The organism is Stenotrophomonas sp. SMYL20, assembly GCF_036320045.1.
In the GTDB taxonomy this organism is placed as follows: Bacteria; Pseudomonadota; Gammaproteobacteria; order Xanthomonadales; family Xanthomonadaceae; genus Stenotrophomonas; species Stenotrophomonas maltophilia_A.
This window is the reverse complement of record NZ_JAWIRT010000013.1, coordinates 80184-105163: the sequence shown is the minus strand read 5'-3', so window position 1 is coordinate 105163 and position 24980 is coordinate 80184. Positions and strand designations below refer to the sequence as shown.

General features: G+C 66.5%; 26 protein-coding genes and 1 pseudogene. 16 read left to right on the top strand and 11 right to left on the bottom strand.

Translation table 11 applies throughout. The features are described from left to right. Nucleotides 1-42 precede the first annotated feature (42 nt). The 4 genes from V3B48_RS11960 to V3B48_RS11945 are packed head-to-tail and all read right to left on the bottom strand — an operon-like array spanning nucleotide 43 to nucleotide 2748. Nucleotides 43-630 (bottom strand): hypothetical protein, encoded by a 588-nt coding sequence (locus V3B48_RS11960; protein WP_182267537.1) that lies wholly within the window; start codon nucleotides 628-630, stop codon nucleotides 43-45. Further along, nucleotides 630-1238, bottom strand: a complete 609-nt coding sequence (locus tag V3B48_RS11955; protein WP_121503805.1) for a hypothetical protein — start codon at nucleotides 1236-1238, stop codon at nucleotides 630-632. Before V3B48_RS11955 ends, V3B48_RS11960 begins: the two co-directional genes overlap by 1 nt. 41 nt (nucleotides 1239-1279) lie before the next feature. After that, a complete protein-coding gene (gene ybeY / locus V3B48_RS11950) occupies nucleotides 1280-1765 on the bottom strand; it encodes an rRNA maturation RNase YbeY (RefSeq protein WP_049399905.1) in 486 nt (161 codons plus the stop codon). After that, a complete protein-coding gene (locus V3B48_RS11945) occupies nucleotides 1762-2748 on the bottom strand; it encodes a PhoH family protein (RefSeq protein ID WP_005415936.1) in 987 nt (328 codons plus the stop codon). Before V3B48_RS11945 ends, ybeY begins: the two co-directional genes overlap by 4 nt. 483 nt (nucleotides 2749-3231) lie before the next feature. On the opposite strand from V3B48_RS11945, the gene V3B48_RS11940 reads away from it, so the two are divergent. From V3B48_RS11940 to V3B48_RS11930, 3 genes and pseudogenes are all read left to right on the top strand, one after another. Further along, complete coding sequence (locus V3B48_RS11940; RefSeq protein WP_032130231.1) at nucleotides 3232-4188, top strand: HlyD family efflux transporter periplasmic adaptor subunit; 957 nt, start codon at nucleotides 3232-3234, stop codon at nucleotides 4186-4188. Nucleotides 4189-4208: 20 nt separating this feature from the next. Next, nucleotides 4209-5132: an ABC transporter ATP-binding protein gene (locus tag V3B48_RS11935; protein WP_049399907.1), complete on the top strand. Its 924-nt coding sequence runs from the start codon at nucleotides 4209-4211 to the stop codon at nucleotides 5130-5132. Further along, a pseudogene (locus V3B48_RS11930) lies at nucleotides 5129-6238 on the top strand (ABC transporter permease); the annotation flags it as partial. The gene V3B48_RS11935 and the pseudogene V3B48_RS11930, both read left to right, overlap by 4 nt. A gap of 75 nt (nucleotides 6239-6313) precedes the next feature. Here the strand turns inward: V3B48_RS11930 and miaB are convergent. After that, nucleotides 6314-7732 carry a tRNA (N6-isopentenyl adenosine(37)-C2)-methylthiotransferase MiaB gene (miaB, locus tag V3B48_RS11925; RefSeq protein ID WP_049399909.1) on the bottom strand — a complete coding sequence of 473 codons (1419 nt, stop codon included), beginning with the start codon at nucleotides 7730-7732 and terminating at the stop codon, nucleotides 6314-6316. 204 nt (nucleotides 7733-7936) lie between these two features. Further along, on the bottom strand, nucleotides 7937-8557 hold the full coding sequence (locus tag V3B48_RS11920) for a glutathione S-transferase family protein (protein ID WP_012510589.1): 621 nt from the start codon (nucleotides 8555-8557) through the stop codon (nucleotides 7937-7939). 80 nt (nucleotides 8558-8637) lie between these two features. Between V3B48_RS11920 and V3B48_RS11915 the strand changes: the two genes are divergently transcribed. The 7 genes from V3B48_RS11915 to V3B48_RS11885 all read left to right on the top strand — a co-directional run bounded on the left by V3B48_RS11915 (nucleotide 8638) and on the right by V3B48_RS11885 (nucleotide 14708). Further along, nucleotides 8638-9606: a WYL domain-containing protein gene (locus V3B48_RS11915; protein WP_121503802.1), complete on the top strand. Its 969-nt coding sequence runs from the start codon at nucleotides 8638-8640 to the stop codon at nucleotides 9604-9606. A gap of 46 nt (nucleotides 9607-9652) precedes the next feature. Then, on the top strand, nucleotides 9653-10579 hold the full coding sequence (locus V3B48_RS11910; protein WP_049463568.1) for a lytic transglycosylase domain-containing protein: 927 nt from the start codon (nucleotides 9653-9655) through the stop codon (nucleotides 10577-10579). Between the two features lie 200 nt (nucleotides 10580-10779). After that, nucleotides 10780-11400, top strand: coding sequence for a ubiquinol-cytochrome c reductase iron-sulfur subunit (petA, locus tag V3B48_RS11905; protein WP_010486121.1), 621 nt, complete (start codon nucleotides 10780-10782; stop codon nucleotides 11398-11400). Next, nucleotides 11400-12659: a cytochrome bc complex cytochrome b subunit gene (locus tag V3B48_RS11900; protein ID WP_032128877.1), complete on the top strand. Its 1260-nt coding sequence runs from the start codon at nucleotides 11400-11402 to the stop codon at nucleotides 12657-12659. The genes petA and V3B48_RS11900 overlap by 1 nt, the downstream gene beginning before the upstream one ends. Next, nucleotides 12652-13401, top strand: a complete 750-nt coding sequence (locus V3B48_RS11895; protein ID WP_032128878.1) for a cytochrome c1 — start codon at nucleotides 12652-12654, stop codon at nucleotides 13399-13401. The genes V3B48_RS11900 and V3B48_RS11895 overlap by 8 nt, the downstream gene beginning before the upstream one ends. Before the next feature lie 134 nt (nucleotides 13402-13535). Next, the gene (locus tag V3B48_RS11890; RefSeq protein ID WP_032128879.1) at nucleotides 13536-14171 is read left to right on the top strand and encodes a glutathione S-transferase N-terminal domain-containing protein; all 636 of its coding nucleotides are present in this window, start codon (nucleotides 13536-13538) and stop codon (nucleotides 14169-14171) included. An 84-nt stretch (nucleotides 14172-14255) separates the two neighbouring features. Further along, nucleotides 14256-14708 carry a ClpXP protease specificity-enhancing factor gene (locus V3B48_RS11885; RefSeq protein WP_019659028.1) on the top strand — a complete coding sequence of 151 codons (453 nt, stop codon included), beginning with the start codon at nucleotides 14256-14258 and terminating at the stop codon, nucleotides 14706-14708. Nucleotides 14709-14793: 85 nt separating this feature from the next. On the opposite strand, the gene V3B48_RS11880 is transcribed toward V3B48_RS11885, so the two are convergent. The 4 genes from V3B48_RS11880 to V3B48_RS11865 all read right to left on the bottom strand — a co-directional run bounded on the left by V3B48_RS11880 (nucleotide 14794) and on the right by V3B48_RS11865 (nucleotide 17406). Then, the gene (locus tag V3B48_RS11880) at nucleotides 14794-15144 is read right to left on the bottom strand and encodes a DUF3301 domain-containing protein (RefSeq protein ID WP_049423257.1); all 351 of its coding nucleotides are present in this window, start codon (nucleotides 15142-15144) and stop codon (nucleotides 14794-14796) included. A gap of 67 nt (nucleotides 15145-15211) precedes the next feature. Next, entirely contained in the window at nucleotides 15212-16213 is a 1002-nt protein-coding gene (locus V3B48_RS11875; protein WP_032128881.1) for a DUF2272 domain-containing protein, read from the bottom strand. Nucleotides 16214-16288: 75 nt separating this feature from the next. After that, complete coding sequence (gene nadC / locus V3B48_RS11870; protein ID WP_049463565.1) at nucleotides 16289-17140, bottom strand: carboxylating nicotinate-nucleotide diphosphorylase; 852 nt, start codon at nucleotides 17138-17140, stop codon at nucleotides 16289-16291. Further along, the gene (locus tag V3B48_RS11865; RefSeq protein ID WP_032128883.1) at nucleotides 17137-17406 is read right to left on the bottom strand and encodes a Trm112 family protein; all 270 of its coding nucleotides are present in this window, start codon (nucleotides 17404-17406) and stop codon (nucleotides 17137-17139) included. The genes nadC and V3B48_RS11865 overlap by 4 nt, the downstream gene beginning before the upstream one ends. A 58-nt stretch (nucleotides 17407-17464) precedes the next feature. Here V3B48_RS11865 and purE point away from each other — a divergent pair, with 58 nt between their 5' ends. The 3 genes from purE to V3B48_RS11850 all read left to right on the top strand — a co-directional run bounded on the left by purE (nucleotide 17465) and on the right by V3B48_RS11850 (nucleotide 19567). Continuing rightward, on the top strand, nucleotides 17465-17968 hold the full coding sequence (gene purE, locus V3B48_RS11860) for a 5-(carboxyamino)imidazole ribonucleotide mutase (RefSeq protein WP_329893790.1): 504 nt from the start codon (nucleotides 17465-17467) through the stop codon (nucleotides 17966-17968). Further along, complete coding sequence (locus V3B48_RS11855) at nucleotides 17965-19113, top strand: 5-(carboxyamino)imidazole ribonucleotide synthase (protein WP_329893789.1); 1149 nt, start codon at nucleotides 17965-17967, stop codon at nucleotides 19111-19113. The genes purE and V3B48_RS11855 overlap by 4 nt, the downstream gene beginning before the upstream one ends. Nucleotides 19114-19225: 112 nt before the next feature. After that, a complete protein-coding gene (locus V3B48_RS11850; RefSeq protein WP_004152082.1) occupies nucleotides 19226-19567 on the top strand; it encodes a carboxymuconolactone decarboxylase family protein in 342 nt (113 codons plus the stop codon). Between the two features lie 114 nt (nucleotides 19568-19681). Here the strand turns inward: V3B48_RS11850 and V3B48_RS11845 are convergent, their stop codons facing one another. Beyond that, the gene (locus tag V3B48_RS11845; RefSeq protein ID WP_121503800.1) at nucleotides 19682-20260 is read right to left on the bottom strand and encodes a superoxide dismutase; all 579 of its coding nucleotides are present in this window, start codon (nucleotides 20258-20260) and stop codon (nucleotides 19682-19684) included. Between the two features lie 120 nt (nucleotides 20261-20380). On the opposite strand from V3B48_RS11845, the gene grxD reads away from it, so the two are divergent. From grxD to V3B48_RS11830, 3 genes are all read left to right on the top strand, one after another. Beyond that, nucleotides 20381-20701 (top strand): Grx4 family monothiol glutaredoxin, encoded by a 321-nt coding sequence (gene grxD, locus V3B48_RS11840; protein ID WP_005408852.1) that lies wholly within the window; start codon nucleotides 20381-20383, stop codon nucleotides 20699-20701. After that, entirely contained in the window at nucleotides 20698-21474 is a 777-nt protein-coding gene (locus tag V3B48_RS11835) for an SDR family NAD(P)-dependent oxidoreductase (protein ID WP_049399918.1), read from the top strand. Before grxD ends, V3B48_RS11835 begins: the two co-directional genes overlap by 4 nt. A gap of 232 nt (nucleotides 21475-21706) precedes the next feature. Then, nucleotides 21707-24955, top strand: coding sequence for a TonB-dependent receptor (locus V3B48_RS11830; protein WP_329893788.1), 3249 nt, complete (start codon nucleotides 21707-21709; stop codon nucleotides 24953-24955). The last annotated feature ends 25 nt before the right edge of the window (nucleotides 24956-24980 follow it).

The following is a 24980-nucleotide window of genomic DNA, read 5'->3' as shown; positions in this document are numbered from 1 at the left end:
AGGCCGGGCGTTGACCCAAGTCTAGCAGGATGTGACGGCCTGTCAGTGACTGCCGGTGGCCGGGGTTGGGGCGGCCGGGGCCGGCTCCTCCTCGGGCAGGTCCAGGCTGTAGGTGCAGCCGGCCAGGGTCTTGCCGGGATGGGAGGCCACGGTGGAGACGCTGAGGATGATCGACTCGATCTGGGCCTCGCCGGTCTTCGGGTCGGTCACGTCGCGGCTGACCAGTTCGCGGCCGGCCATGAACTTGCCGTCCTGGTCGTAGCCGGTCTCCAATTCCAGCCGTTTGGCCAGAGGGCGTGGGTCGGCCTGGTCGAGCACCGCCATGATGCTGGCGCCGGCCACCGCCACCCGCTCGGTCTGTTGGCCGAAGACGGTGATCGGGCTGGCCAGCCGGAACTCGCTCATGAACTGGTTGCCCTGCGGCAGCGGCTGCAGGCCCTGGGCCACGGCCTTCAGCGGATCGGCCAGCAGCGGCGCCAGCGCGGCCTGCTCGGCCACGCCCTGGCGGCATTCGATCAGGGCCGGCAGGTCCAGGCTGGTGGCGAAGGCGGAGGGAGCGGCGAGGGCACAGAGCAGGGGCAGGCAGCAGCGCAGTGACACGGTCGGTTTCCGCAGGCGAAGGGCCGCCATCATAGCCCCGGCGAGCGCCTGAACAGCCCGGTGAGAAGGCGCAGGAAACCGGTCATCGCCCGCCGCACGACCATCAGTGAGAGGGTCAGCACGACCGCAAGCATGGCGACCTGCATCGATTGCCCAGCGATGCGCGCCACCGCCGGCCACAGGCCCGGACTGGTCAGCCAGGGCATCAGTTCCGCTGCCGCGGTCCTGGCCACTTTCATGTAGATCACAGCCAGCACGAACAGCACCAGCAGCGAGGTACGGCTGGCGTGGAAGAACGGGAGTGAGTTCACGGGGCGGCCCAGGCGGCGGTGCACGATCATCCGCCACAGGAGCGGAAGGGTCAGTGCACCCACCAGCGTCAGCACCATCGACGTTTCAAGCAGACCGGGGAGATGGGCCGGTTCCAACCGTCCGCTGAGGTGCGGGCCGATCATGCCGATCGCCAGCCCGGCCAGCAGGCACACGGGCGAGAGCAGGGCCAGGCTGCGCAGCAGCCAGTGCCTGCCGCTGGGTTCGCGGGCACTGATGCGGCGCACGGCATACGCGCCCAGCACCAGCAGCATGGCGAACAAGGTGGCGCCGATCACAAACATCATTGAGCTGTTTCCCGAGGTCATCCTTGTTCCTCTCGTGTTCCTGGCGACGGGCTGTGGCCCGCTCAGCGCTCGCCCGCGTATGGATCGTCGATGCCCAGTTCGGCCAGGATTTCCCGCTCCAGCTGCTCCATCGCCTCGGCTTCCTTGTCGTCCTCGTGGTCCCAGCCGAGCAGGTGCAGCACGCCGTGCACGGTCAGATGCGCGTAATGGGCATTGAGCGCCTTGCTCTGTTCATCGGCCTCCCGTGCCACGACCGGAGCACAGATCACCAGGTCACCCAGCAGCGGGAATTTGACGCCCTTGGGCAGGCCTTCGGGCACTTCGGCCGGGAAGCTGAGCACGTTGGTGGCGTAGTCCTTGCCGCGGTAATGGCGGTTCAGTGACTGTCCTTCCTTGGCATCGACCACGCGGATGGCCAGATCGGCCTCGCGGATGCGGCCCTTCAACGCGGCGGCCACCCACTTGCGGAAGCTCACTGCCGCCGGCAGGCCGGCGCGCGGCAGGGCATAGCTGACGGCGACGTCCAATCGCACGGGACCACGGGTCATGGAGTTGCTCCAGGTTGGATCTGATGCAGGTCGCGGCGGTCGTACGCGCTCACGATGCGCGCGACCAGCGGGTGGCGGACCACGTCACGGGATTCGAAGAAGGTGAAGCTGACGCCCTCGACCTCACGCAGCACGTCGATGGCGTCGCGCAGGCCGGACTTCACGTGCTTGGGCAGGTCGGTCTGGGTCAGGTCACCGGTGACCACCGCAGTGGAGCCGTAGCCCAGGCGGGTCAGGAACATCTTCATCTGCTCGATGGTGGTGTTCTGTGCTTCGTCCAGGATCACGAACGCATCGTTGAGCGTGCGGCCGCGCATGTAGGCCAGCGGCGCGATCTCAATGACGTTCTTCTCCAGAAGCTTGACCACCTTTTCCACGCCCATCATCTCGTACAGGGCGTCGTACAGCGGTCGCAGGTAGGGATCGACCTTCTGGCTCAGGTCGCCGGGCAGGAAGCCCAGCTTCTCGCCGGCCTCCACCGCCGGGCGCACCAGGATCAGGCGCTGCACCCGCGATTCGTTCAGGGCTTCGACCGCGCTGGCTACGGCCAGGAAGGTCTTGCCGGTACCGGCCGGGCCGATGCCGAAGTTGATGTCGTGGGTGGCGATCTGGTGCAGGTAGCGGCCCTGGTTGGCGCCGCGGCCGCGCACCGTGCCGCGCTTGACCTTGATCGCCACGTCCTGTGCTTCGTAGGAGCGCTCGGCGATCTGCTCGACATTGGCCTGCGCCAGGCGCAGGTGGATGGCGTGGTTGTCGAAGGTCGTTTCGCCGGCTTCGGCGTACAGCGCTTCAACCAGCTTCTGCGCCTCGACGATGGCTTCGTTGGGGCCGCTGATGCGGAACACGAAGCCACGATTTGCGATCTCCACGCCGAGCTTCAGCTCGATCTGGCGCAGGTGCCCGTCGAAGGGGCCGCACAGGTTGGCCAGTCGCTCGTTGTCTTCCGGCGACAGGGTGAAGTCTCGATGATCGATGCTTTTCATTGCTTGGGGTGGGGCGGACGCCTTCCACCGCAGTGTATTCAGGGAGGACAAGGGTAGCGCGCGTGCGGGGCACACGGCCAGCAGGCGGTCGATACAGCGTTTTCCACACCCGGTGTGGACGGGGCACGCGGAAACCTGTGGATAGACCTTCGCACTGCTTGTGCCACAAGGCCCATGAGGTCCTGGTGAAAAAAACGTCATGGTCGCCGGTCGCTACGGCAGCACTGCCACGGGTGGCCTGCGCGGGGGGCATTCATCGTGATGGCAGTGCAGGATTCGTTGCCCGGCGAGCAACAGCGCCGGGTCGTGCCGGATTTCCACAACGGTTGTGGAATGATGCCGAATCAACCTGTGGATAGGTGGTGCGGAGCCTTGCAGCAAAAGGCTTGCCCACGCGTGGTGAAAAAACCGTCAGGGCTGATTGGAATCATTGAGGGTGCACGGGGCACATGGCACCGTGTCGCCGTCGCAGGAGGGGATGGCATGGGCATCGGCAACGGGATGCGTGGAATCGGACTGGCGGGCATCGGCCTGCTGGTGGGGTGTGGGCAGTCAACGCCGACTGCGCTGGGCACGCTGGAGTGGGACCGGATCACGGTGCCGGCACCGGCGGCCGAAGTGATCGCCACGGTGGAGGTGCGCGAGGGCCAGCAGGTCAAGGCCGGGACCGTGCTGATGCAGCTGGACCCGGCGCGGGGAGACGCGCAGTTCGCCGCAGCGCAGGCTGATACGGCGCGTGCGCAGGCGCAGCTGGAAGAACTGCAGATCGGCCCACGCCAGGAGCAGATCGCTCAGGCCCAGGCACAACTGGCCGCGTTGCGCGCACAGGCTGCCGAAGCAAGTGCCTATTACCGACGGGTCCAGCCGTTGGCACAGCAGCGCTTGATTGCCGCCGCTGAACTGGATCGAGCACGCGCCGCCGCCGGCAATGCCGAAGCCAGCGTGCGTGCTGCCGAGCAGGCCTGGCTGGAGCGGGTGCACGGCAGCCGTGTGCAGGATATCGCCCAGGGCCAGGCGGCCGCCGATGCCGCACGGGCACAGCAGGTGGTACAGAGCGTGAACCTGCAGAAGCTGCAGTTGCGTGCACCGCGCGACGGGGTAGTCGATGCATTGCCCTACCGGCAGGGTGACCAGGCACCGATCGGTGCGCCGCTGGCAGTGATGCTGGTCGGCGAGCGCCCCTATGCGCGCGTCTACCTGCCGCAACCGCTGCGTCTGCAGGTCAAGGTCGGGCAGGCCGCGCAGATACAGCTGGAAGGCGGCAACACCGTGCTGAAGGGGCATGTACGTGCGATCCGTAGCGAACCATCGTTCACGCCGTACTACGCACTGACCGGCGATGACGTCGAACGGCTGAGCTATCTGGCCGAGATTGAAGTGGACGGGAACAGCGACATGCAGAAACTGCCAGCGGGTCTTCCGGTACAGGTGCGCTTCTGAACACCGGTGCGGACATCGCGGTGCATGCGCAGGGCCTGACCCGCCGCTTCGGCGAGCTGCTGGCCGTGGACAACGTCGACCTGACCGTACCGCGCGGACAGGTATACGGTTTTCTGGGCCCGAACGGGTCTGGCAAGTCGACCACCATCCGCATGCTGTGCGGCCTGCTGGAACCCAGCGCAGGGCAGATCGAGGTGCTGGGGTTGGCGGTTCCCGAGCAGGCCGAAGCGCTGCGCCGACGCATCGGCTACATGACCCAGCGCTTCTCGTTGTATGAAGATCTGTCGGTGCGCGAGAACCTGGAGTTCCTCGCCGCCATCCAGGACCTGCCGCGCGCACAGGCCCGGCAGCGGGTCGACGAACTGCTGCAGCAATACCGGCTGCAGGACCGCCAGCCACAACTGGCTGGCACGCTCAGTGGTGGCCAGAAGCAGCGCCTGGCCCTGGCCGGTGCCGTGGTGCATTCGCCCGAACTGCTGTTCCTGGACGAGCCGACCAGTGCGGTCGATCCCGAATCGCGCCGCGATTTCTGGGAAGCCCTGTTCGAGCTGGCCGATGCCGGTACGACGGTGCTGGTGTCGACCCACTACATGGACGAGGCCGAGCGTTGCCACCGGCTGGCGATCCTCGATCGAGGCGCGCTGGTGGCCGATGGCACGCCGGCCGAACTGTGTGCACGGCTGGACGGCCGCACGCTGCAGGTCACCTCGACGCAGCCGCGCCAGGCCAGCCGCGCACTGTCTGAGCTGCCCGGCGTGCTGAGCGTGGCGCAGATCGGCACCCAGCTGCGGGTATTGTGCAGCGAGGATGTCGCGGACGCCGCCGCATTGCGGCGCGCGCTGGCCAGCGCCGATCCGCAGGCCCGCATCGAGGCGGTGGCGCCGAACCTGGAAGACGTCTTCGTGGCCGCCACCCGCGGCCGCGGCCGGGAGCCGGCGGCATGAACCTGCGCCGGCTGTGGGCGATCATGCTCAAGGAACTGCGGCAGCTGCGCCGCGACCGCATCACGCTGGCGATGATCGTCGGCATTCCGGTGATGCAGCTGCTGCTGTTCGGCTACGCGATCAATCTCAACCTGCGCCATCTCAACGCCGGTGTCGCCGACCAGGCCAACAGTGCGGCGTCACGCGCGCTGGTGCAGGACATGGTTGCCACCGGCGTGATCACGCCGCGCAGCGAAGCCTATACGCCCGATCAGCTGATGCAGGCGCTGCGCCGTGGCGAAATCAGTGTCGGTATCGTGGTGCCGGCCGACTTTGAGCGTCGTCGCTTCGATGGACGCGAAGCGGTACAGGTGCTGGTCGACGGCAGCGACACCGTGGTGCAGAGCGCAGCGATCCAGCTGGCACAGGTGCCGCTGGATACGCGTCCGACCAGCAACACGCGGCCGCTGCGCGAAGGCAGCATCGCTGGTGGTCCGATCAGCGTGACCAGCTTCTACAACCCGCAGCGGCGTTCGGCGGTGAACATCGTGCCGGGCCTGATCGGGGTGATCCTGACCATGACCCTGGTGATGTTCACGGCCGTAGCGGTGGTGCGCGAACGCGAGCGCGGCAACATGGAACTGCTGATCGCCACACCGGTGTCGCGCAGCGAACTGATGGTCGGCAAGGTGCTGCCCTATGCGGCTATCGGTCTGCTGCAGACCACGCTGGTATTGGTGCTGGGCACCTGGCTGTTCCAGGTGCCGATCCGCGGCAGCCTGCTGGACATCTATCTGGCCGCGGTGCTGCTGGTGCTGGCCAACCTGGCGCTGGGCCTGCTGATCTCCACGCGCGCGCGCTCGCAGTTCCAGGCGATGCAGATGACGCTGTTCCTGTTCCTGCCGTCGATCCTGTTGTCGGGCTTCATGTTCCCGTTCGCCGGCATGCCACGGCCGGTGCAGTGGCTGGCCGAAGTGCTGCCGCTGACCCACTTCCTGCGCCTGGTGCGCGGCATCATGCTGCGCGGCGCCTCGCTGTGGGAGCTGTGGCACGATGCGCTGGCGTTGCTGGCCTTCATCGTGGTGATGATGACGCTGGCGATCCTGCGTTTCCGCACCCGCCTGGATACGCTAACGCCCCCCACCGGTCGCCAACCAAAACTACCGCGGGGGGTGCCGACCGTTGGTCGGCACACCCTAACCTTATTCCGCCACCACCCGCGCGCGCAGCGAATTGGTCAGCGCTTCGGTGATCACCACGTCCACGAACTGGCCGATCAACCGTGCCGGCGCCGGGAAGTTCACCGAACGCATGTTCTCGGTTTTGCCGGTCAGTTCGTTCGGGTTCTTCCGCGAAGGACCTTCCACCAGCACCGTCTGCACGGTACCGACCATCTTTTCGGAAATGCCGGCAGCGTGCGCATTGATGCGTTCCTGCAGGCGCGACAGGCGCGCGTGCTTCTCGGCATCGCTGATCGTGTCCTCCAGATCCGCAGCCGGTGTACCCGGGCGACGCGAATAGATGAAGGAGAAGCTGTGGTCGAAGCCGATGTCCTCGATCAGCTTCATGGTCTTCTCGAAATCGGCATCGGTCTCGCCGGGGAAGCCGACGATGAAGTCCGAGCTGATCGAGATGTCCGGGCGCACCGCGCGCAGCTTGCGGATCTTCGACTTGAATTCCAGTGCGGTGTAGCCGCGCTTCATCGCCGACAGCACGCGGTCGCTGCCTGCTTGTACCGGCAGGTGCAGGAAGTTGGCCAGCTGCGGCACGTCGCGGAACGCGTCGATCAGCGAATCGCTGAACTCCAGCGGATGCGAGGTGGTGAAGCGGATGCGGCCGACGCCATCGATCTCGGCGATGGTGCGGATCAGCAGGCCGAGGTCGGCGAACTCGCCGTCCCCATAGGGCCCACGGTAGGCGTTGACGTTCTGGCCGAGCAGGTTGATCTCACGCACGCCCTGTGCAGCCAGCTGCGCCACCTCCACCACCACGTCCTCGAACGGGCGGCTGACTTCGGTACCGCGGGTGTAGGGCACCACGCAGAACGAGCAGTACTTGGAACAACCTTCCATGATCGAGACGAAGGCCGAAGCACCTTCGGCGCGTGGCTCGGGCAGGCGGTCGAACTTCTCGATCTCAGGGAAGCTGATGTCCACCTGCGGGCGCTTCTGCTCGCGCCGTGCACGGATCAATTCCGGCAGGCGGTGCAGGGTCTGCGGGCCGAACACCAGGTCGACGAACGGCGCGCGCTTGATGATTGCCTCGCCTTCCTGCGAAGCGACGCAGCCGCCCACGCCGATGATGACCTCGCGGCCCTTGTTCTTCAGTCCCTTCCACACGCCCAGCTGGCTGAACACCTTCTCCTGCGCCTTCTCGCGGATGGAGCAGGTATTGACCAGGATGACGTCGGCGTCGTCCGGGCTGTCGGTCAGTTCCAGACCATCGCTGGCGGCAAGCACGTCGGCCATCTTGGCCGAGTCGTACTCGTTCATCTGGCAACCGTGGGTCTTGATGTACAGCTTGCCTTTCACCTGGTCGGGCTTGCGCGGACCGGCGGGCAGGGCAACGAGCGGGGTACCGCCCGGCGTGGCGGGCGGAAAGACGTCTGGCGTCCCGGTCATGGCGCTTAATCCATTCGGGTGGCGGGAAAGCGGGCAATTCTACCCGCATCCCAGCGCGCGCGCCGGCCCAGTAGAGCCAGGCCATGCCTGGCTGCTTTCTGTCCCGCAGGCACGCCGGGCGGGTCATCCACGCATGGCGTGGATCTACTGGAATTCCGGGTCCGCCCCCCCCCGGTAGCGCCCGGCCGCGCCCGCCGGCACGCCTCAGGCCGCTGCCAGCTCCGCATCGATCTGCCGCGAACGGTCGAAAGCGGTCATCGCACTCATCCGTGCAATGTAATCAGCCGTGGCCGGCGCCGGCTGCACCAGGCCGAAGGCGGTGGTCCAGGCCAGAGCATTGCCCCACAGCACGTCGGCGGCGCTCATCGTCTCGCCGAGCAGGTACGGCCCCTGTGCCAGCTGGGCTTCGATCACCTGCAGCACCGTCTCCGCGTCGTTGTAGGGCGACATCAGGCGCGGCGGCGGCTCGCGATGCATCGCCTTGTCGATCATCGCCGGCTCGAAACAGGCGCCGTAGAAGGCCATCCAGCGCAGGTAGGGGCCGCGCAGGGCATCGCCGATCGGCGGGGCCAGCCCGGCTTCCGGGTACAGGTCGGCCAGGTACAGGTAAATCGCCACCTGCTCGGTCACCAGTGCGCCGTTGTGGACGATGGCCGGCACCTTGCCCATCGGGTTGATGGCCAGGTAGGCCGGGGCCAGGTTGGCGCCGGCCTTCAGGTCCAGCACCTGCATGCGGTAGTCGGCACCCAGCGCTTCGAGCAGGGCCACGGCGCCGCTCGAGCGTGAACGGGCGGCGTGGTACAGGGTGATCTGGCGGGATGTCATGGCATTGCTCCTTGCGGTGGGTGGTGAACTGGAGCTCATCCTGGGGCACTATTGCGGACGACTTCTGTCCTCGATCCTTCATGCGCCATACCGCCCATCGACTGTTGCGCCTGATCGCCCTGCTGCAGGCCCGTCGCCAGTGGTCCGGGGCCGAGTTGGCCGAGCGCATGGGCGTGGACCGGCGCAGCATCCGCCGTGACATCGAGCGCCTGCGCGAACTGGGCTATCCGGTGCAGGCCTCATCCGGGGTCGGCGGCGGCTACCAGCTGGGGGCAGGGGCGCCGGTGCTGCCGATGCTGCTAGACGAGGAAGAGGCGACCACCCTGGCCATCGCCCTGCGCGCGGCCTCGGCCACCGTCGCCGGCATTGACGACACCGCGCGTGGCCTGCTGTCCAAGCTCGACCCGCTGGTGCCGACCCGTCGCCGCCAGCAGGCCGGCGAGGTGCATGCAGCGACGGCCACCCTGTCCGATCTTCCGTCCACCGATGCGCGCGTGCTCGGGCGGCTGGCCCAGTACTGCCGGCAGGCGTCGCGGCTGGCCTTCGAATACCGCAGCGCACAGGAGGCCGTCACCCAGCGCGAGGTCGAGGCCCAGCACCTGGTCAACTACGGGCGGCGCTGGTACCTGCTGGCCTGGGATCTGGGCCGGCAGGACTGGCGCACCCTGCGCGTGGACCGGATGGGCGAGGTGCGTGAGTGCTCCGAGCCGGGCATGCACCGGCGCACCCCGGCGCCGCCGGACGTGATGGTGCGGCAGGCGGTCAGCCAGGCCCCGTTCGCGCTGCAGGCCATCGTCCGTCTGGCCGGCAGCCGCGCCGAGCTGGAAGGCCGCATTCCGCCCTGGTGCGGGGTGCTGGAGGCGGATGGCGCCGAGCACTGCCTGCTGCGCATGGGGGCCGAGAGCCGGGGCATGATGCTGGCGCAGATCCTGAGCCTGGACCGCGTGCCGGTGGCGCTGTGGACCACGCCGCCGGGCCTGCGCGACGAACTGGCCCAGCGCCTGGCCGGGCTGGGCCAGGTGCTGGCTGTGCCGCCGGTCACAGGCTGAGCCACATCGCTTGGCAAGCCCAGGCGAAGCTGGGACACTCGCCGCCATGAAGGGGATACTGGGGACAACGGCGATCATCATCGCTGCGCTGACCGCTGCGCCGGCCAGCGCCGGAACCCTGTACAAGTGCCAGGGCCCTGACGGCGTCACCAGTTATGTGAGCAAGCGGGTGGCCGGTGCGCGCTGCAGCACCATCAGCTACAGCCGCGACACCCGTCCGGCGCCGCGCCCTGTGGTGGCCGCGCCAAGGCCGACGCCGACCGCGGTGGCCAGCATTGAACGCAATCCGGTGGCCGTTGCCGCGAGCGCCGCAACGCCGGCAGCGGCCGCGCCGACACCTGCATCCGCGCCCGCAGCTGCTCCAGCACAGCCGGTCGCCCCGCGCGCCGGACGCATGGTCAGCGGCCAGGTCTATTCCTTCATGAAGGACGGCGTGCGCCACTACACCAGTGCGCGCCCGACCCAGGTGGCCAACCTCGGCCCGGTGCGGACCATCCGCTACAGCTTCATGGAGCGCTGCTACGCGTGCGGGGTCAATCCACGCGTGGACTTCGGCACCGTGCGCCTGAACACCTCGGCCTTCCAGGCCGAGATCACCTCGGCCGCGCGCGAGTTCGGCGTGGAAGAGGCTGTGGTGCGCGCGATCATCCACGCCGAGTCGGCCTACAACCCGACCGCGCTCAGCCGCGCGGGTGCGCAGGGCCTGATGCAGCTGATGCCGCCAACCGCCGCGCGCTTCGGGGTCAGTGATTCCTACGATGCCGGGCAGAACATCCGTGGCGGCGTGCAGTATCTTGCGTGGTTGTTGAAGCGCTTCAATGGCGATCTGACTCTGGCGGCGGCGGGCTACAACGCCGGCGAAGGCGCGGTCGACCGCCACGGTGGCGTGCCGCCCTACAGCGAAACCCAGTACTACGTGCGCCGGGTCGGGCAGCTGGCCGAGCGTTACCGCACCGCATTGACGCACCAGTAGTGCCGGCCGCTGGCCGGCAACCCCTGGGCAATGGCCGGTACCGACCGGCCGCTGGCCGGCAACCCCGCAATCAATGTTGTTGCAATGCGTTGTGTGGCGCGCGACGGTTCCGCTACACTCGACCGTGATTCAATGCGGCTCTGGCCCCCACCGGATCCGCTGGCAGCCTTAAAGCTACCTAATCAATATCGGAGTGCCGGATGGCCAACGATGGGGTACACGATCCAGTCAACACCGGACGTCGGCGTTTTCTTTCTGCCACCACAGCCGTGGTGGGCGCCGTCGGCGTCGGATTCACCGCAGTTCCTTTCATCAAATCCTGGAACCCCAGTGCCCGCGCCAAGCTTGCCGGCGCACCGGTGGTGGCCGACATCAGCGCCCTGCAGGAAGGCCAACGCCTGATCGTGGAATGGCGTGGCCAGCCGATCTGGATCGTCAAACGGTCCAAGGCGATCCTCGATGCGCTGCACGGGCTGGATGGCCGTCTCAAGGACCCCGAGTCCGGCGAGAAGGACCAGCAGCCGGAGTACGTGCTGAAGCAGAACCCCGAGCTGCGCTCGATCAAGCCGGACATCTCCGTGCTGGTCGGCCTGTGCACGCACCTGGGCTGCTCGCCGGAAATGGTCGCCGAGATCCGGCCTGAACCCTACGACCCGCAGTGGAAGGGCGGTTACTTCTGCCCCTGCCACAAGTCGCGCTTCGACATGTCCGGCCGCGTCTTCAAGGACGTGCCGGCGCCGATCAACCTGAAGGTGCCCGCGCACCACTACCAGGACGACAACACCATCATCATCGGTGTCGATCCGCAGGGGGCTGCCTGATGGCCAATATCCTCAGCCGTACCGCCAGCGGCGTGGCCGACTGGGTCAATGCCCGGGCACCGGGCCTGATGCCGGTGTACCGCAAGCACGTCAGCGAGTACTACGCGCCGAAGAACTTCAACATCTGGTACTACTTCGGTTCGCTGGCGCTGCTGGTGCTGGTCAACCAGATCGTCACCGGCATCTTCCTGACGATGCACTACAAGACCAACGCCGCCGAGGCGTTCGGTTCCATCGAATACATCATGCGTGATGTGGAGTGGGGCTGGCTGATCCGCTACATGCACTCCACCGGGGCCTCGCTGTTCTTCATCGTGGTCTACCTGCACATGTTCCGCGGCCTGCTGTACGGCAGTTACCAGAAGCCGCGCGAGCTGGTGTGGATCCTGGGCATGCTGATCTACCTGGTACTGATGGCCGAAGCCTTCATGGGTTACGTGCTGCCATGGGGCCAGATGTCGTTCTGGGGCGCCAAGGTGATCATCTCGCTGTTCGGCGCCATACCGGTGATCGGCAACGGCCTGACCGAGTGGATCATGGGCGACTACCTGCCCAGTGACGCCACGCTCAACCGCTTCTTCGCGCTGCATGTCATCGCTTTGCCGCTGGTGCTGTTGCTGCTGGTGGTGCTGCACCTGGGCGCGCTGCACGAAGTGGGTTCGAACAACCCCGATGGCGTGGAGATCAAGAAGGGGCCGAAGGGCAACCGCTGGTCGCCGAACGCGCCGGCCGACGGCATTCCGTTCCACCCGTACTACACGCTCAAGGACGGCGTCGGTGCCGGCTTCCTGCTGATCATCGCCGCCTTCATCATCTTCTTCGCGCCCGGTTTCGGCGGCCTGTTCCTGGAGCACGACAACTTCACCGAGGCCAACCGCCTGGTGACCCCGGAGCACATCAAGCCGGTCTGGTACTACACGCCGTACTACGCGATGTTGCGCGTGGTGCCGAACAAGCTGGGCGGCGTGCTGGTGATGTTCTCGGCCATCGCGATCCTGTTCCTGGTGCCGTGGCTGGACAAGGCGAAGGTGAAATCGGTGCGCTACCGCGGCTGGATCTCGAAGGTGATGCTGGGCGTACTGGCGGTGTGCTTCGTCTGGCTGGGCGTGATCGGTTCCGGCCCAGGCACCGACGTGCACGAGACCTACATCGGGCGGGTACTGACCTTCCTGTACTTCGCGTTCTTCATCACCATGCCGCTATGGACAAGGTTGGACAGGACCAAGCCGGTACCGGAGAGGGTGACCACCCATGACTGAACGCTGGATGGTCCGGCTGGCCCTGACGGCCGCCCTGATGCTGGGCAGTTTCCTGGCCTCCGCCGCCGAAGGCGGCACCAAGCTGCTGCAGGCCGGCAACGATCTCGGTGACCGCGCCTCGCTGCAGCGCGGCGCGCAGCTGTACATGAACTACTGCTCCGGCTGCCATGCGCTGAAGTACCTGCGCTATTCGCGGATGGCGCAGGACCTGGGCCTGACCGAGGAAGAGGTGATGAACAACCTCAACTTCACCGGCTCGGCGATCGGTGACCCGATTCCGGTGGCGATGCCCAAGGAGAATGCCGAGAAGTGGTTCGGCAAGATGCCGCCGGACCTCAGCCTGATCGCGCGCGTGCGCGGCAGTGACTGGGTCTACACCTACCTCAAGTCGTTCTACCTGGACAGCAGCCGGCCGCTGGGCTGGAACAACGCGCTGTTCGCCAACGCGTCCATGCCCAACCCGCTGTGGGAAATGCAGGGCCTGCAGCATGCCGTGCATGGCAAGCCGGAGGCGCCGGGCATGGACCCGCCGGTGACCGGCCTGCGCCTGGAAACGCCTGGCAACGTCGATGCCGGACAGTACGACCAGGCCGTGCGTGACATCACCAACTTCCTCGAATACGCCGGCGAACCGGCCGCGCTCAAGCGCCAGCAGCTGGGCGTGTGGGTGATCCTGTTCCTGGCCCTGCTGACCTTCCTGCTGTACCTGCTGAAGAAGGAATACTGGAAGGACGTTCACTGAATCTGCCGCCGACCATCACACGGGCCTATTGGCTTTTGTGATGGTCGGTTGCACACTCGGGGAGGAGTCGATCGCTGGCACGGTGCCGGCGGCGCCGATGCGGCAGGCGGTCTCCTGTCGTGGGAGAGCCTTTGATGGCGGCGAGCGTACGCATGCGCAATACACTGACGCTGTTTTCCTCGAACGACGACGTACTGTGCCACCGTGTACGCCTGGTCCTGGCGGCCAAGGGTGTGACCTTCGACTTCGTTCCGGTCGATCCACAGAACCCGCCTGAAGACCTGATCGACCTCAATCCGTACCACTCGGTGCCGACCCTGGTCGAACGCGAACTGGTGCTTTACGCCGCGTCGGTGGTCAGCGAATACCTGGACGAGCGCTATCCGCATCCGCCGCTGATGCCGGTCGATCCGCTGTCGCGTGCCCGCATCCGGTTGGCCATGCTGCGCATCGAGCACGACTGGGTGCCGCAGGTGCAGGCCATCCAGCTGGGCAACAAGACCCAGGCCGAGGCCGGTCGCAAGCGCCTGAAAGAACTGCTGACGGCCTCGCTGCCACTGTTCAAGGCCAGCAAGTTCTTCCTCAACCCGGAAATGAGCCTGGCCGACTGCGCGATGGCGCCGATCATCTGGCGCCTGCAGTCGCTGGATGTGCCGCTGCCGAAGGACGGCAAGGCGATTGAAGACTACGGCAACCGCATCTTCCGCCACCCGGGTTTTGTCCGCAGCCTGACCGACCAGGAAAAGAAGCTGCGCGATCTGCCGGGCTGATCCCGTCTTGCTTTACCCGTCTGCACGCCGACCGGCGTGCAGGCGATCCGCCCCGGCGGGGCGCCGGGCGCGTACACTTCACGCATGACCGAAGACTTCTTCCACATGACCAGCCACCGCCCGTACCTGCTGCGGGCGCTGGTGGAATGGATCAACGACAACCAGCTGACCCCGCACATCCTGGTCGACGCCGGCGTCCCCGGCGTGCAGGTCCCGCCTTCGGCGGTCAAGGATGGCCGGGTTGTGCTCAACATCGCCGAACGCGCTGTCGTGCGGCTGATGATCGACAACGAGATGGTGAGCTTCTCGGCGCGCTTCTCCGGCACCAGCTACCCGGTGCAGGTGCCGATCAGCGCCGTGCTGGCCGTCTACGCCCGCGAGACCGGGCAGGGCATGGCACTGCCGGATGACATTCCGGGCAGCGAAACTGCGCCGACCAGCGACGAACTGCTGCATGAGGAAGGCACGCCGCCGGACGATACCCCGCCGGCCAGTCCGCCGCCCAAGGGTCGCCCGAACCTGCGCGTGGTCAAGTAATCCCTCTGACGCCGCCCCGACGGGCGGCGTTTTCCTTTACAGGATTTACCGGTGGGTGCCGACCGTTGGTCGGCACTCAAAGCCCTTAGACATCCTCGGCATCCTCCGCATCCGGCCGGATCTGGCTGATCCGCGCCGCGCCCGGGCCAGTGAACGAGATCAACTGGTCGCCGCGCAGCACCATGCGGCCCACGTGGCGATCGATGCCATCGTAGGAATACTCGAACTTGAACGTGCGCTCGAAACCGAGCCGGCCATCCTCGCCGCGCGACAGGCGCAGGCCGGTGGCATGCACCGCCTGGTCCAGCCATTGCACGTCGGCTGCGCGGCAGGCATTGCGTCCCAGCTCGACCGCGCGCTCGGCGGCCGAACGCGCAGCGTTCCAGAAGAAGTAGATGATTCCGCCGGCAATCAGCAACAGCAGCAGGGTGGGCATGGCGTCAGCCGTCAGAGGTCGATTCCGCAAAGATGGCGGCGAACGTGCGCTGGATCAAGCGCTGGATTCACCGCCGCGGCTGCGGTTCGCTGGATACCGGTTGCGCGGGCACGATGACCGGTTGCGGTGTCGGGGCGGGCTGCATCGGCGTCGCAGTGGGAGAGGGCATCACCAGCGGTGATGTGGCGGTCAACTGCAGCAGCGCTGCCCAGTCCTGCCGGTTGAAGCTGCATTCGTCCTCGCGGCCCGGCGTGCAGCTGGGGTCGATGCCGGTGCTGTTGCGTTCGCGCGCGGGCGGCAGCTTGATCAGCCCGGTGCGGTCCAGCGGCAGCAACCGCATCGCCACGGTGTTCATCACGTTGCCGCCGACCAGGTACAGGGTCTGGTCGCCGCCAAGATTGGCCGCTACCACCACTTCGCAATGTGATTTCCAGTGGCCCACCGAGCCATTGCCCAGTGCCTGCACCAGCCCGCTGTAGCTGAGCGTGGTGCTGCGGTCGCGCAGGAAGCACAGCAGGTCGCCCGGTGCGGGCTTTGCGGTCGCGGGATCGACCAACCGGTACGGCACGCCCGAGGGGCCGCCCTGGTACGCGGCACGGATGTAGTCGATGTGGCGTGGCGAGGTGTTGAAGCCGGGAACGCCGGACTGCACCATCACCCAGGAAATGAACGCGGCCGACCAAGGGTTGTCGACCAGGAAGGCGCGGCAGTCGCTGTCGGTGTAGCGCGTGCCCAGCGGTGCCAGGCAGCTGCTGGCGCCGGCGATGCTGCCCATTGCGTTGAGCGTGCCGCTGTTGCGCCAGTAGCCGGCCACGCGCTGCCAGGCGATCAGGCCGTTGTCGGCCAGGTGATCGCTTTCGGCTTCGGTGACACTGAGGCTGGCGGCGCGACCATCGCGATCAATGAAGGGCCGGAACCACAGCCGGTGCTCGTTGCAGGCGGTATTGCGGATGGCCACCGCCAACGGGCTCAGGCCGAAGCGGGGCGGCACATCGCAGGCTTCGGCGGCCGCTGCGGACAAGGGGGCTGCGGCCAGCAGCAGGCAGGCAGGCAAGAGCATCCGGCGCATGCGCGGCTCCTGTGGGGGATGACCGCAGCGTCGCAGCGCTGTCGTGAACGCCGGGTGTGAGAACCGGGTCAGGCCTCAGCCCGGCGGCGGGCCCAGCTTCAGCGACAGATCAATCGCCTGCACGTGCTTGGTCAGGCCGCCAATGGAAATGCAGTCGACGCCGTCCTCGGCGATCGAACGCAGGCCACCCAGGCCCACGCTGCCGGACACTTCCAGCGGAATGCGGCCCGCCGTGATGCGCACCGCCTCGCGGCGCAGGTCGGGGCTGAAGTCATCCAGCAGGATGCGTTCGCAACCAGCCTCCAGCGCCTGGCGCAGTTGCGCAAGATCCTCGACCTCGACCACCAGCGGCAACCCAGGCCATTGCCGGCGTGCGGCAGCCACGGCTGCGGCCAGTGAACCGGCAGCGCGGATGTGGTTTTCCTTCAGCATCACCGTGTCGTACAGGCCGAAACGATGGTTCTCTCCACCGCCGCAGCGCACCGCGTACTTCTGCGCCAGGCGCAGGCCGGGCAGGGTCTTGCGGGTGTCGAGGATGCGCGTGCCGGTGCCGGCCACGGCCGCCACGTAGCGCGCGGTGGTCGTGGCGGTGCCGGACAGCGTCTGCAGGAAGTTCAGCGAAGTGCGCTCGGCGCTCACCAGGCTGCGGCTGCGCCCGTGCAGCAGCGCCAGTACGGTGCCGGCGGTGACCGTGTCGCCCTCGGAGACATGCCATTCGATGCGCACGTCCGGATCGAGCGCGCGGTGGGTGGCGTCGAACCAGGGGCGGCCGGCGATCACCCCGTCCTGCTTGCACAACAGGTAGGCGCTGTCGGCCTGGTCGGGCAGCAGGGCGGCGGTGACGTCGCCGCTGCCCAGGTCCTCGGCCAGCGCACGCGCGACATCGGCGGCGACAACGGCCGCATCCGGCGTCGGCAGCGCGCTCATGCGGCCGGGAAGTCGGCGATCTGGGCGGTCGGGATGGCTTCCTCGGCCAGCAGCACCGGAATGCCGTCGTCAACGCGGAACACCTGCTTGCGGTCGCGGGTGACCAGCGCTTCGCGCAGCGGCTGCGCCAGCGGGTTGCCATCGGCCTTGTTCACCGCGCCGGTGGAAATGGCCTTGTTGAGGGCTTCCAGGCCCTTGCCATCCAGCAGGGACAGGGGCTGGCGGGTGTCCGGTGACACCAGCAGGTCGAGCAGCTTGCGATCCATGGTTCTTCGTCTTGCGTGGAAGATGGCTAGAATACGTCTTTAAGGCAGGTGACGGCCAATGACCCCCAACCCGATCGCGCCGCTTGTCGGCATCGTCATGGGTTCCCGTTCCGACTGGGAAACCATGCAGCACGCCGCCCAGAAGCTTGAAGCCCTGGGTGTTCCGTTCGAAGTGAAGGTAGTGTCCGCGCATCGGACGCCCGATGTGTTGTTCAGTTACGCCGAGCAGGCGGGCCCGCGTGGCCTGCGCGCGATCATCGCCGGTGCCGGCGGGGCCGCGCACCTGCCGGGCATGATCGCCGCCAAGACCGCCGTGCCGGTGCTGGGCGTGCCGGGGCAGTCCAAGGCCCTCAACGGCATGGATTCGCTGCTGTCGATCGTGCAGATGCCAGCCGGCATCCCGGTCGCCACCTTCGCCATCGGCAATGCCGGCGCCTCCAACGCCGCGCTGTTCGCCGCCGCAATGCTGGCCAGTGACCAGCCGGCGATCGGCCAGGCGCTCGACGCGTTCCGCGCACGCCAGACCGAAGACGTGATGGCCCACGACGATCCGCGCCAATGAGCCTGACCGTAGGCATCCTGGGTGGCGGCCAGCTCGCCCGCATGATGGTACTGGCCGGTGCGCCGCTGGGATTGCGCTTCGAACTGTACGACCCGGCAGCCGACGCCTGCAGCGGCCCGCTGGCGCCGCTCACCGTCGGTGCCTTCGATGACCGCCAGGCGCTGGCGGATTTCGCGGCCAAGGTCGACGTGGTCACGTTCGATTTCGAGAACGTGCCGGCCGACAGCGCGCAGTTCCTGGCCGACCGCGTGCCGGTCTACCCGCCGCCGGCCGCACTGGCCGTGGCCCAGGACCGGTTGAGCGAGAAGACCTTGTTCCAGCAGCTGGGCATTCCGCTGCCGGCCTTCGCTGACATCCGCAGCCGTGACGAGTTGGCCGCGAAGGCTGCCGAGTTCGGTCTGCCGTGCATCCTCAAGACCCGCCGCCTCGGTTACGACGGCAAGGGTCAGTTCCGCCTGCGCAGCGAGGCCGACATCGATGCTGCGTGGGATGCGCTGGGTGCGCAGGTCGAGCGTGCCGGTCTGATCCTGGAAGGCTTCGTGGCCTTCCAGCGGGAGGTCAGCGTGGTTGCCGTGCGTGGCCGCGATGGCAGCTTCGAGGCCTGGCCGGTCACCGGCAACTGGCACGTCGACGGCGTGCTGTCGGCCAGCGTGGCGCCGGCCGTGTTGTCGGCCGCCGAGCACGAGGCCGCGATCGGCTATGCCCGTCGCGTCGCCGAGCACCTGCAGTATGTCGGCGTGTTCGCGCTGGAGCTGTTCTGCCGCGATGGCGAGCTGTTGGCCAACGAGATGGCGCCGCGCGTGCACAACTCCGGCCACTGGACCATCGAAGGCAGCGAGACCTCGCAGTTCGAGAATCACCTGCGCGCTGTGCTGGGCCTGCCGCTGGGCAGCACCCGCATGCTCGGCCATGCCTGCATGCTGAACTGGCTGGGCGCGATGCCGGACGCGGCGCCGGTGCTGGCCCAGGCCAGCGGCCACTGGCACGACTACGGCAAGGAGCCGCGTGAGGGCCGCAAGGTCGGTCATGCCACGCTGCGCGATGATGCTGCTGATGCACTGGCCGATGCACTGGACCAGGTGGGTCTGGAGCTGGGTCGCCAGGCCCAGGTGGCGCCGGCGGTACACGCGCTGCGCAACCGCTGAACCCGGTAGCGCCGGCCGCTGGCCGGCAATGCAACGATGTGGCGCGCCGGTGCAGGCATCGGCGCAACATTCCCGGTGGTAGCGTGGAGCTCCTTTCACAGGAGTCACGACCATGCTCGACTGGAATGCCTACCGCAAGGAACTGAAGGGCCGCATCGGCGAGATCGGCAAGCTCTCGCCGGATACGGTCAAGGGCTATGCCACCCTGGCCAATGCCGGCGCGCAGACCAACCACCTGGATGCCAAGACCCGCGAGCTGATCGCGCTGGCCGTGGCAGTGACCACCCGCTGCGACGGCTGCATCACCGTGCATGTGGATGCAGCGCTGAAGCACGGCGCCAGCCGCGAGGAAATCGCCGAGGCGCTGGGCGTGGCAGTGTCGCTCAATGCAGGCGCCGCGCTGGTGTACTCGGCACGGGTGATGGACGCGGTGGCCGCGCACGAGAGCGCGTGAAGCTCCGTACTGTTTCCCGGTAGTGCCGGCCGCTGGCGGGCGGATCGGGTATGGTCGTGCGCGTATGGGGATGCCGGCCAGTGGCCGGCACTACCCCGTGGCGGAGCCGCTGCCTCAGCGCAGCTGGCTTTCGGCGAATTCCCAGTTGACCATCTGCCAGAACGCGTCCAGGTAGCGCGCGCGATCATTCTGGTAGTCCGTGTAGTAGGCGTGCTCCCAGACGTCGCAGCACAGCAGTGGGGTGCTTTCGCCGGTCAATGGCGTGCCGGCGTTTCGGGTGGCCTGCAGGCCCAGCTGCCCGCCCGGATGCTGCACCAGCCACACCCAGCCCGAGCCGAACAGGCCCAGTGCGGTGCGGTTGAATTCCTCGCGCAGGCGCTGCACGTCGCCGAACTGGCGCTTGACCAGTTCGCCCAGCCGCCCCTGCGGCTCACCGCCGCCGCGCGGGCGCAGGCACTGCCAGTAGAAGCCATGGTTCCAGGCCTGGGCGGCGGCATCGAACAGCATGCCCTGGGCATGGCGGACGATCTCCTCCAGCGACGCTTCCTCCCACTCGGTGCCGAGGATGCCGGCATTGACCGCATCCACATAGGCGCGATGGTGGCGGCCGTGATGCAGTTCCACGGTCTGTGCGGATAGGTGCGGCTGCAGGGAGCCGGAGAGGTAGGGCAGGGCAGGCAATTCGACAGGCATGGACAGGTTCGTGGCCAGGGGGCGGCGGCAGCCGGTTCCATCCGCTTACAATGGCGGCTACCGTGGGCAGTCTAGCCGACCATCACGGTCGGTTTGTCCGGCGAAGCAAGGAGTGTGGTTGTGGCGGTAATGCAGCAAATCCAGGCCGAGGTCGATCGTTACCCGCTCGTGCTGTTCATGAAGGGCACCCCGCAATACCCGATGTGCGGCTTCTCCAGCCGCGCCGTACAGGCATTGATGGCGGCCGGCGCGGTCACCCTGCGCACCGTCAACGTGCTGGAAGAGCCCGAGATCCGCGCCAACCTGCCGCGCTTTTCCAACCTGCCGACCTTCCCGCAGCTGTTCATCAACGGTGAGTTGATTGGCGGCTGTGACATCGTGCTGGAGCTGTTCGAAGCCGGCGAGCTCAAGCGCATCGTCGAAGAGGCGACCCAGGGATGAGTGCCTGGCCATCGACGTCACCGACCGACGGGGCGCTCGATGGCCGCCCGTTGCAGGATCGCGTGGTACTGGTCGCCGGTGCCGGTGGTGGGCTGGGCAGTGCTGCGGCAGTGGCTGCTGCAGCCGCTGGGGCCACCGTGGTCCTGCTGGGCCGCAAGCCGCGGCGCCTGGACCGTGTCTACGCCCAGGTCCAGGCGGTCGGCCCGGAACCCCTGCTGTACCCGTTGGACCTGGAAGGCGCAGGCCCCGACGACTATGCCGAGCTGGCCCAGGCCCTGCAGCGCGAGCTGGGGCGGCTGGACGGCCTGCTGGTCTGTGCCGCCCACTTCCCGGGCCTGACCCCGTTCGAGCTGGCCGACCCGGCCAGTTTCGCCCGCGCGGTGCACGTTACCTTGACCGCGCCGGCCTGGCTGGCCCAGGCCTGCCTGCCACTGCTGCGGCAGCGCGAAGATGCGGCGCTGGTGTTTGCGGTCGATGCCCCTGACCGGGTCGGGCAGGCTTACTGGGGCGGTTACGGTGTGGCCCAGCATGGCCTGCGTGGCCTGATCGCTAGCCTGCACGACGAACTCGGCCGCAGCCCGGTACGGGTCAGTGGCCTGTACCCCGGCCCACTGCGCACAGCCCTGCGGGCCCGGGCGTATTCCGTAGACCAGGACCCGGCCGCCCAAGGCCCGGAGGCCGCCGCAGCTGCGGCCGTGACCCTGTTGTCCGGTGCTGGCGCCACCTGGCGCGGCCGGATTCTCGATGCCAGCGGGGCGTCCCCGGCCGAGTGAGCGCCGGGGAAAGGCGGAGTGAAGAACCCGTCACGATTGCGTTGCGATCCGGTGCCGTTTGTCGCACAACCGTCACATTGAAGGCGTAGCGTGTTAATCTAGTGTTAACCGTTGTGGCTTCCTTCAGCCAAGCGGTAGGGAACCCCAGATAAATGTCCGACCAGCCACCCGCAGGGCTGTTTGGATGCGCTTTTTTTCCGCCATCGCCAACTCGCATCGAGGCTACCGAAAAATGACCCACCCACTCCGGATGTCCAAGCTCACCCTTGGTCTCGTGGCTGCGCTCGCCGCCGCTCCCGCCTTCGCCCAGAGCACCTCTGCCGGTGTCGGCGGCCAGGTGATGTCCTCTGCAGGCCAGCCTGTCGCTGGCGCTGAAGTCACTATCACCCACACCGAGTCGGGCACCGTTTCGCGTGCCACCACCGACGCGTCGGGTCGTTACAACGCGCGCGGCCTGCGCGTGGGTGGCCCGTACACCATCACCATCACCAAGTCCGGTGAGGGCACCAAGACCGAAGAAGGTGTCTTCCTGAACCTGAACCAGGTCAACACGGTCAACGCCAGCCTCGGCGGCGACCTGGCCGCCACCAACCTGGACGCCGTGAACGTTGTCGCCACCGCCGGCGGCCTGGACCTGTTCAGCGCCACCAAGATGGGTACCGGCACCAACGTGACCCGCGAAACGATGGACGCGCTGCCGTCGGCCAACCGCAACATCCAGGACTATATCCGCCTGGACCCGCGCATCTCGCAGGTCAGCAAGGCTGACGGTGCGATCTCGGCCGGTGGCCAGAACACTCGCTACAACGCCATCCGCATCGACGGCATCAGCGCCTCCGATCCGTTCGGCCTGGGCTCCAACAACCTGCCGACCGAGCGTCAGCCGGTGTCGATGGACGCCATCCAGGAAATCAACATCGACCTGGCCAACTACGACACCACCATTGCTGGTGGTACGGGTGCGGTGATCAACGCCGTGACCAAGTCGGGTACCAATGAATTCCACGGCACCGTGTACGGTTCGTACCGCGACAAGGACATGGTCCGTTCGCGTCTGGAAGGTGATCGTACGGACTTCAACGGCTTCAAGGACGAGAAGACCTACGGCATGACCTTCGGCGGCCCGATCGTCAAGGACAAGCTGTTCTTCTTCACCAACTACGAAAAGTACGAGCGTAGCGGTGGCGGCGTCAGCCTGAGCGAAAGCCCGTACAACAAGGATCCGGCGAAGGGTGGCATCAGCGACGCCGACATCTCGGCCGTGCAGAAGCGCATGGCGGAACTGGGTCATCCGGTGGGTAGCGTCAGCGACCTGAACAACAAGACCGAGATCGAAGAGTACGCGGTCAAGCTGGACTGGAACATCAACGAGAACCATCGTGCAGCCCTGCGCTACAACAAGATGAAGCAGGACGTCGTCCGCTTCCCGCAGGTCAGCAGCAGCGCGCTGTCGCTGAGCGACTTCTGGTACACCCAGCCGACCGAATACGAAACCTGGATGGGTGAACTGTTCAGCGACTGGTCCGAGAACTTCTCGACCGAGTTCAAGGTTTCGCACAAGGACTACTCGTCCAACCGCGTTGCGGCTTCGCACCTGCCGCAGATGCGCGTCCGCTTCGGCAGCAACTCGCTGTACCTGGGTACCGAGCAGAACACCCACACCAACCTGGTCGAGTCGAAGGAGCTGAGCGCCTTCGGTGCCGGCACCTGGTACGTCGGTGACCACACCATCAAGTTCGGTTTCGATTACACCGACAACGACCTGATGAACTTCTACGGCCGCAACCTGTACGGCGCGTATGACTTCCGTGACCTGGCCTCGTTCCTGAAGGGCACCGCGAACGGTTACCAGCTGCGCGTTCCGCGTCCGGGCGGCAGCCTGGATGACATTCCGGCCAAGTTCCACCTGAAGAACACCGGTCTGTTCATCCAGGATACCTGGGCGATCAACTACAACCTGAGCCTGATGTTCGGTGTCCGCGTGGACATCCCGGACTTCACCAGCCAGACCAAGTACAACACCGATATCCAGGCGCTGTATGGCTACAACAACACCAAGCTGGTGGACAAGAGCCTGATCCAGCCGCGTGTTGGCTTCAACTACACCTTCGACAGCGATCGCCCGACCCAGCTGCGCGGTGGCGTAGGCCTGTTCGGCGGTGCAGCCCCGAACGTGTGGCTGGCAGGTGCGTACCAGAACACCGGCCTGAACTACGTTGAGTACAACGTCAGCGGCAATCCGGGTGGCTTCAGCGTCGATGCCGACAATCCGTTCATCCCGGATCCGTCGAAGATCATCGCCCGCCAGAACGTCGACATCATCAACCCGGGCACCCGCCTGCCGTCGGTATGGAAGGCCAACCTGGCCTTCGATCACGAACTGCCGTGGTACGGCATCGTGGCGTCGGCCGAACTGCTGTTCACCAAGGTCAAGGATGGCCTGTACTTCGAGCGCCTGGACCTGACCAATGGCAAGGGCAATGGCCCGACCTACGTGTCGGCACAGGATGGTCGTGAGATCTACTGGAACGACAAGGGTCTGAACCAGGCCAACAGCAAGATCGACAGCCGCAGCGGCGACAACCTGGGCATGGAGAACGGCACCAATGGCGTGCTGAACCGCAACTACCGCCCGAACAACATCGGCGACGTGCTGCTCCTGCGCAATACCGACAAGGGTCGTGGCAGCCAGGCGACCTTCTCGCTGGCCAAGCCGCTGACCGAGAACTGGGGCTGGTCGCTGGGTTACACCTACACCCAGTCGAAGGAAGTGAGCCCGCTGACCAGCTCGCAGAACACCTCGAACTGGAACAACACCCAGATCCTGAACGCCAACGAGAACATCGCGTACAACTCGCGCTATGCGATCAAGGACCGTATCACCGGTACCCTGGAGTGGAAGCACAACTTCTTCGGTGACAACGCCACCCGCGTCGGTCTGTTCTATGAAGGCCGTTCGGGCCGTCCGTACAGCTACGTGTTCTACAACGATGCCAACGGCGACAGCGCAATCGGCAACGACCTGTTCTACGTGCCGAAGGGCCCGGGCGACGTGATCTTCGTGGGTGGTGCAACCATGGAGCAGAAGTTCTTCGACTGGCTGGCGCAGAATCCGGAACTCGATGCTTACCGTGGCAGCACGGTGCCGGCCAACCAGCACCGCGCCAAGTGGGTCAACAGCTTCGATGTCCGCATCAGCCAGGAGTTCCCGGGCTTCGCGAAGACCCACAAGGGTGAGATCGCGCTGGACATCATGAATGTCGGCAACCTGCTCAACAAGAAGTGGGGCCTGATCGACGACTACGGCTTCTACGCCACCCGTCGCGTGGGCAACTTCGCAGGTATCGATCCGGCCACCGGCAAGTACGTGTACTCGTTCACCGGTGCGGATGATTCCTCGGTGCAGGAAAACAACAACGACAAGGGCAACACTGCCGTGTCGCGCTGGTCGATGCAGCTGACCGTGAAGTACAAGTTCTGATCCGTCAGAGCCTGAAGCAGTAAGT

Coding starts and splice junctions, on each gene's coding strand:
- V3B48_RS11955 (WP_121503805.1), bottom strand. CDS start 1,238: ATGACCTCGGGAAACAGCTCAATGATGTTTGTGATCGGCGCCACCTTG.
- V3B48_RS11915 (WP_121503802.1), top strand. CDS start 8,638: ATGCGCCATACCGCCCATCGACTGTTGCGCCTGATCGCCCTGCTGCAG.
- V3B48_RS11845 (WP_121503800.1), bottom strand. CDS start 20,260: ATGCCTGTCGAATTGCCTGCCCTGCCCTACCTCTCCGGCTCCCTGCAG.
- V3B48_RS11885 (WP_019659028.1), top strand. CDS start 14,256: ATGACCGAAGACTTCTTCCACATGACCAGCCACCGCCCGTACCTGCTG.
- V3B48_RS11890 (WP_032128879.1), top strand. CDS start 13,536: ATGGCGGCGAGCGTACGCATGCGCAATACACTGACGCTGTTTTCCTCG.
- V3B48_RS11850 (WP_004152082.1), top strand. CDS start 19,226: ATGCTCGACTGGAATGCCTACCGCAAGGAACTGAAGGGCCGCATCGGC.
- miaB (WP_049399909.1), bottom strand. CDS start 7,732: ATGACCGGGACGCCAGACGTCTTTCCGCCCGCCACGCCGGGCGGTACC.
- V3B48_RS11830 (WP_329893788.1), top strand. CDS start 21,707: ATGACCCACCCACTCCGGATGTCCAAGCTCACCCTTGGTCTCGTGGCT.
- V3B48_RS11865 (WP_032128883.1), bottom strand. CDS start 17,406: ATGGATCGCAAGCTGCTCGACCTGCTGGTGTCACCGGACACCCGCCAG.
- purE (WP_329893790.1), top strand. CDS start 17,465: ATGACCCCCAACCCGATCGCGCCGCTTGTCGGCATCGTCATGGGTTCC.
- ybeY (WP_049399905.1), bottom strand. CDS start 1,765: ATGACCCGTGGTCCCGTGCGATTGGACGTCGCCGTCAGCTATGCCCTG.
- V3B48_RS11900 (WP_032128877.1), top strand. CDS start 11,400: ATGGCCAATATCCTCAGCCGTACCGCCAGCGGCGTGGCCGACTGGGTC.
- V3B48_RS11910 (WP_049463568.1), top strand. CDS start 9,653: ATGAAGGGGATACTGGGGACAACGGCGATCATCATCGCTGCGCTGACC.
- V3B48_RS11940 (WP_032130231.1), top strand. CDS start 3,232: ATGGGCATCGGCAACGGGATGCGTGGAATCGGACTGGCGGGCATCGGC.
- V3B48_RS11945 (WP_005415936.1), bottom strand. CDS start 2,748: ATGAAAAGCATCGATCATCGAGACTTCACCCTGTCGCCGGAAGACAAC.
- V3B48_RS11835 (WP_049399918.1), top strand. CDS start 20,698: ATGAGTGCCTGGCCATCGACGTCACCGACCGACGGGGCGCTCGATGGC.
- V3B48_RS11880 (WP_049423257.1), bottom strand. CDS start 15,144: ATGCCCACCCTGCTGCTGTTGCTGATTGCCGGCGGAATCATCTACTTC.
- V3B48_RS11855 (WP_329893789.1), top strand. CDS start 17,965: ATGAGCCTGACCGTAGGCATCCTGGGTGGCGGCCAGCTCGCCCGCATG.
- V3B48_RS11920 (WP_012510589.1), bottom strand. CDS start 8,557: ATGACATCCCGCCAGATCACCCTGTACCACGCCGCCCGTTCACGCTCG.
- V3B48_RS11875 (WP_032128881.1), bottom strand. CDS start 16,213: ATGCGCCGGATGCTCTTGCCTGCCTGCCTGCTGCTGGCCGCAGCCCCC.
- V3B48_RS11895 (WP_032128878.1), top strand. CDS start 12,652: ATGACTGAACGCTGGATGGTCCGGCTGGCCCTGACGGCCGCCCTGATG.
- V3B48_RS11960 (WP_182267537.1), bottom strand. CDS start 630: ATGGCGGCCCTTCGCCTGCGGAAACCGACCGTGTCACTGCGCTGCTGC.
- petA (WP_010486121.1), top strand. CDS start 10,780: ATGGCCAACGATGGGGTACACGATCCAGTCAACACCGGACGTCGGCGT.
- nadC (WP_049463565.1), bottom strand. CDS start 17,140: ATGAGCGCGCTGCCGACGCCGGATGCGGCCGTTGTCGCCGCCGATGTC.